At 33.5% G+C, this 5,274-nt stretch carries 5 protein-coding genes; all 5 read left to right on the forward strand.

The window, feature by feature from the left end; all coding sequences use genetic code 11:
• Window positions 1-739, forward strand: a 739-nt coding sequence (locus ABZA26_RS06925) for a response regulator (protein ID WP_372713792.1), incomplete at its 5' end; no start/stop codon positions are given.
• A gap of 2 nt (window positions 740-741) precedes the next feature.
• Window positions 742-1,413: a response regulator transcription factor gene (locus tag ABZA26_RS06930; protein WP_372713793.1), complete on the forward strand. Its 672-nt coding sequence runs from the start codon at window positions 742-744 to the stop codon at window positions 1,411-1,413.
• Window positions 1,414-1,427: 14 nt separating this feature from the next.
• Complete coding sequence (locus tag ABZA26_RS06935; RefSeq protein ID WP_372713794.1) at window positions 1,428-2,249, forward strand: PocR ligand-binding domain-containing protein; 822 nt, start codon at window positions 1,428-1,430, stop codon at window positions 2,247-2,249.
• A gap of 279 nt (window positions 2,250-2,528) precedes the next feature.
• Entirely contained in the window at window positions 2,529-4,172 is a 1,644-nt protein-coding gene (locus tag ABZA26_RS06940; protein WP_372713795.1) for a SulP family inorganic anion transporter, read from the forward strand.
• Between the two features lie 77 nt (window positions 4,173-4,249).
• The coding region (locus ABZA26_RS06945; protein WP_372713796.1) for a CHASE4 domain-containing protein at window positions 4,250-5,274 on the forward strand (1,025 nt) is incomplete at its 3' end.

Here is a 5,274-nt window from a genome sequence, read left to right on the forward strand (position 1 = left end):
AAAATCAGATGAAAATTTTTCATTTAATTTGAGAAAATTATTAAATAAGACAAATCCAAAAATAAAACCCATTATTTTAAAAAGTATTCTAAAATTTCCAATCAGATTAAAAAATTTAAAAGAATCCTGTCATAATAAGAACATAGAAGAAATAAGAAAATTTAATCATGAAATTTTAGGAACATACGGAAATTTAAATATGGCATTTATTTACGGAAAGGCAAAAAATATTTCAGCGGAGCTTAAAAAAGATAAGGTTAATTTTGAAAATATCATGTCTTTTATATCAGAGCTGGAAAATATGAATCGAACCTTGGAATATGACAGTATCTTCAAAGAATATTTAAATTTAAAAAATAAAAAATTAAGTATTCTTATAGCTGAAGATGTGGAAGAAAACAGAGATTTTCTGAGAGCTCTCCTAGAATCAGAGTCAGTAGAGCTAGTTTGTGTAGAAAACGGATTGCTGGCTTTAAAAAAATTACAGGAAAACAAATTTGACATTATTTTGTTGGATATTCAGATGCCGGTTATGGACGGTATTCAGACTTTACTGCATATAAAATCAAATTTTGAATTGAAAAAAATCCCAACCCTCGCTCTGACAGCTCAGGCAATCGTCGGTGACAAGGAAAAATACATTCCTCTGGGATTTGACGAATATATAACCAAGCCAATTAATGAACCTATATTCTTTAGTCATTTAGAACACTTCATAAACATGGAAAAGGAGGATTAGTAATGGTCAAGCTGCTGATTATAGAAGACTCTGAGGAAACCAAAGAACTTTTGAAAGTGATATTACACAACGAAAGCAATATTGAAATTTATGAAGCAAGCACACTAAAAGATGGAATGAAAATAATAACTCTTAAAAAGCCTAATATTATACTTTTAGATCTAAATTTGCCAGACGGAAACGGAAGTTATGTTTGTGAAAAACTAAGAAAAAACCCAAAATTATATGATAATCCTTTTATTTTAGCCATTACAGCAGATACCTCTCAGAGTAGTATAAACAAAAATCTCGAGTTGGGCTGTGACGATTATATAAAAAAACCATTTAATCAAAAGGAACTTTTAATAAGAATAAAAAAATTCATTAGAAGAGTCCCTGAAAAGAAACATGTACTGACATATGAAAAAATAAATGTTAATTTAAAAAATAAAAATGTTATTTATGATGCTGACAATATAACTCTTTCTAAAAATGAGTTTAAACTACTTACATTTTTTATAATAAATAAGGGACTTTTGCTGAACAGAGAGAGAATCTTGGACTATGTATGGGATGACAATCTAGAGATAAGCAGTAAAGCTGTAGACCAGTGTTTAAAAAGGCTCAGAAAAAAGATTCCATTATTGAATGATGCTTTAGTATCCAAAAGAGGATTTGGATATATCTTAAAATAAAAAGGATGAAAGTTATGGAAAATTGTAGTGATAATAATTCATTAGATATAGAGTTTTTCCAGATATTACAGGACAGATTGTCAAAAGAATTTCAAATAGCCAGTGTAATAACAGATGTCAATGGATTCCCCATAACAAAACCAAGTAATTTTACAGACTTTTGCGGAGAACACACCAGGAAAACCGAAATCGGTTCAAAAAAATGTATGCTTTGTGATTCTTACGGGGGAACAAAAGCCATGCTTCTGAAAAAACCAATCGTGTATAAATGCCATGCTGGTTTAATAGATTTTGCCAGCCCTATATTGATGGGAGATAAGCTCATCGGATGTTTTTTATGCGGTCAAGTCTTATCAGAAAAACCTGACAGAGAAAAATTTACAAACATATCCAAAGAATTCGGAGTAGACCCGGAAGTATATCTCAGTGCAGTGGATAAAATAAAAATACTTCCCTATGAAGAGATCGAGTATATTGCCAATTTCGTATATAAAATTTCATCTAAAATATCTGATTTCACTTATTATCAGGATGTAGGAAAGGCATCTAGTAAAAACTTGCAAAAGAGCACAGATGAATTTAATCTTTTTCTGGAAAATATAGAAAAAAAATCTTCTTCAGTGGACTCGGATTTCAAATGTGCAGTTAAGAATTTATTTCTGAGAATTTCAGATACACTGTTTAAAAATTTTGAAGTAGACGATAACAAAATATCATCAATAAATAACCATATAAGCTCTATCTCCAAGGAAACTTCAAAAATAAACACAAAATTGAAAGAAACAAAGGAAAACTTTGAAACCATGACTGCATCTTTGTTCACAGATAAAAAATAGTTAAATCTGTATACATATTTTTCAAATTCCATCTAAAAATCCGGTGAATATTCTGAATTCAGAATATTCACTTTTCTTTTGTCTGTAGGTTTTCAAGCTTTTATAATCTGAATAAGTTCAACTAAATGAAATATTGAAAAAAAGAATTAACAAAAATTAATAAAAATCTCATTGCAGAAAAGTTTTAACAGGAGTATAATTTTAAATTGTTAAACTACACTTTACAGGAGATGATTAATAATGAATTTAGGGCATTTTCAACCAAAGCTCTTTAAAATTATGTTTAAAGAAGGATATTCAAAAAATCAGTTCTTGAAGGATATCAACGCAGGAGTAGTAGTGGGAATAATAGCACTGCCTCTTTCTATAGCTCTAGCCATAGCATCTGGGGTAAAACCGGAGCAGGGCCTCTATACGGCAATCGTTGCAGGGTTTATCATATCATTCTTCAGCGGAAGCAGGGTTCAGATAGGCGGCCCCACAGGAGCCTTTGTGGTCGTCTTATCTCAGATCGTGGGACAGTACGGATATGATGGTCTCGCCATTGCAGGAATGATGGCCGGTGTTATTCTTATTCTTATGGGCTTTCTGGGCATGGGAACCATTATAAAATATATCCCCTACCCCGTCACAGTGGGATTTACCACAGGAATAGCCCTGGTTATTTTTTCAGGACAGATAAAAGATTTTCTGGGAGTAAGAGCTGACGGTCTACCGTCGGAATTTCACGAAAAAATTCATTTCTACATAAATAATATTCACAACATAAATTATTCAGCAGCCTCTATAGGCCTTATTGCCATTTTCATAATCATATTTTTTCCAAAAGTAAATAAAAAAATACCAGGTTCTCTGGTGGCAGTCATTGTCACTACCCTCCTTGTAAAATACATGAATATCCCAGTGGAAACCATAGGAAGTAATTTCGGAGAGGTACCCAATATGCTGAGGTTCCCATCTCTGCCATCTGCTGACTTTGCCACCGTAAAAAATCTAATACAGCCTGCTATCTCCATAGCAATCCTCGCAGGTATAGAATCCCTCCTATCTGCTGTAGTGTCTGACGGAATGATCGGAGGAAAACACAACTCAAACATGGAGCTTGTGGGACAGGGTATAGCCAATGTAATCTCCCCTATATTCGGAGGAATACCAGCCACAGGAGCCATAGCCAGGACAGCCACAAATATAAAAAACGGAGGAAGGACTCCTGTGGCAGGAATAGTCCATGCAATAACCCTCATGCTCATAATGCTGTTTTTCGGAAAACTTTCCGCCATGATTCCCATGGCTACCCTTGCAGCCATTTTGATAGTTGTCTCTTACAACATGAGCGAACTCACTTACTTCATAAAACTTTTTAAAAGTCCAAAAAGTGACGTATCAGTATTGCTTACCACCTTTCTTCTCACGGTGTTTATCGACCTCACAGTGGCTATAGAGGTGGGGATGATTCTTTCCGCCTTCCTTTTTATGAAGAGAATGGCAGATGTCACAGGCGGAAACTTTGTCACAGATGAAGTAATGGGTGAGGAACAGGATAACCTCTTTGATAAAAGTGAGGTTCCTAAGGGTATAGAGGTCTATGAAATACAGGGAGCCTTCTTCTTTGGTGCTGCAGACAAGTTCACCGAGATACTCTCTGATATCAACTATACTCCTGATGTTCTTCTCCTGAGAATGAGAGAAGTCAGTGTCATAGATGCCACAGGTCTGAGATCACTAGAGCACCTTGCAAATAAGTGCAGACACCAGGGAACCACCCTTGTTCTCTCTGGAGTCAAAAGTGTAGTCGTAAACCCCTTAAAAAAATCCGGACTTTTCAATCTCATAGGAGAGGATAAAATATTTCCAGATTATGACACATCCCTCTCTTTTGCAAAAGAACTTGTAAATAATCAAGTAAAATTAAAATTTTCTTAAAGAATTTACATTTTTAAGGATTATGAGGTAATATATAAATTACATTGATTTTTAACATATAATTACAGGGGAAGATTATGAAAAACGGAATACTGAAAGAACAGAATAGGATATTTAAGACATTAGCCATTTTGGCAATCATAATTTCATTCCTAATTAAATTTTTTGTTACAGAGCCTAGAGAAGAAAAATTCAGAAGAGAAATTGAAAACATAGAAATCAGCCGTGTAGAATCTATTCTTTTGAAAGATCAAAATGTATTAAAGAACAACCTGAGTAATCATTCCATGTGGCTTGACCTCCACAGGGCAGTTATAAAAAAAGACATTAATTTTTTAAAGAACTGCTTTGATCCCATATATCTCGCTACTTTCAATCTGGATTATATAGGATTTTTTGACCTGTCAAAGGATGAACTCTGGTCTGTTAAAAATGCAAAACTTTATTATGAAACAGGGGAGTTCGTCAAAAATAAAGCAGAAGATATAATCAATCTTCAGTGGGATGATAAATTAAAAAATTACAACAAAATAGACATGATAAAATATAACGGTAAAAGTTATGTTTACGGTATTCATTTTATACTGGACAATATAAAAAATGATAGACCTGCAGGTTATCTGATATTTCTGAGAGAGATAAATAAAAAATATATCCAGCGTTTGTCAGAGGGAACAGGATTTGAATTCAGTCTCATGTCAGAAAAAAATATGGAAAAGATATTTCAGGAAACTCCAGATAATAAAAACTTCCCAATGGAAAGACCTTTTATCAGAGAACCCCGAAGAAATCTTTTATTTCACCCTAAACCTCCAGGTGAAAGGAATATGCTTATTCCTTTTTACGGACTTGATAACACCCCTGTTTTCATAATAAAAATGGGTATGGACAATATGGTTCCTAAAAATAACGCTCTTCCTCACCTTACAGAACTTATACTTATTTCTCTGATTATACTTATAATATTTTTTACCAATATGCGTATCAAGACCATAACAAGACCAGTAATAAAACTTCATAAGCACATGGAGAATATCAATGACTTTTCCAGCCTGGAACCTGTGAAACACGAAAAAAACAGCAATGAGATCGATGCTGTAAT

Origin of the sequence: Ilyobacter sp. (assembly GCF_041583315.1) — a bacterium.
GTDB lineage: Bacteria > Fusobacteriota > Fusobacteriia > Fusobacteriales > Fusobacteriaceae > Ilyobacter.

Excerpts from the sequence above, each read along its gene's own strand:
- ABZA26_RS06940 (WP_372713795.1), top strand. The coding sequence starts at position 2,529 with ATGTTTAAAGAAGGATATTCAAAAAATCAGTTCTTGAAGGATATCAAC.
- ABZA26_RS06935 (WP_372713794.1), top strand. The coding sequence starts at position 1,428 with ATGGAAAATTGTAGTGATAATAATTCATTAGATATAGAGTTTTTCCAG.
- ABZA26_RS06930 (WP_372713793.1), top strand. The coding sequence starts at position 742 with ATGGTCAAGCTGCTGATTATAGAAGACTCTGAGGAAACCAAAGAACTT.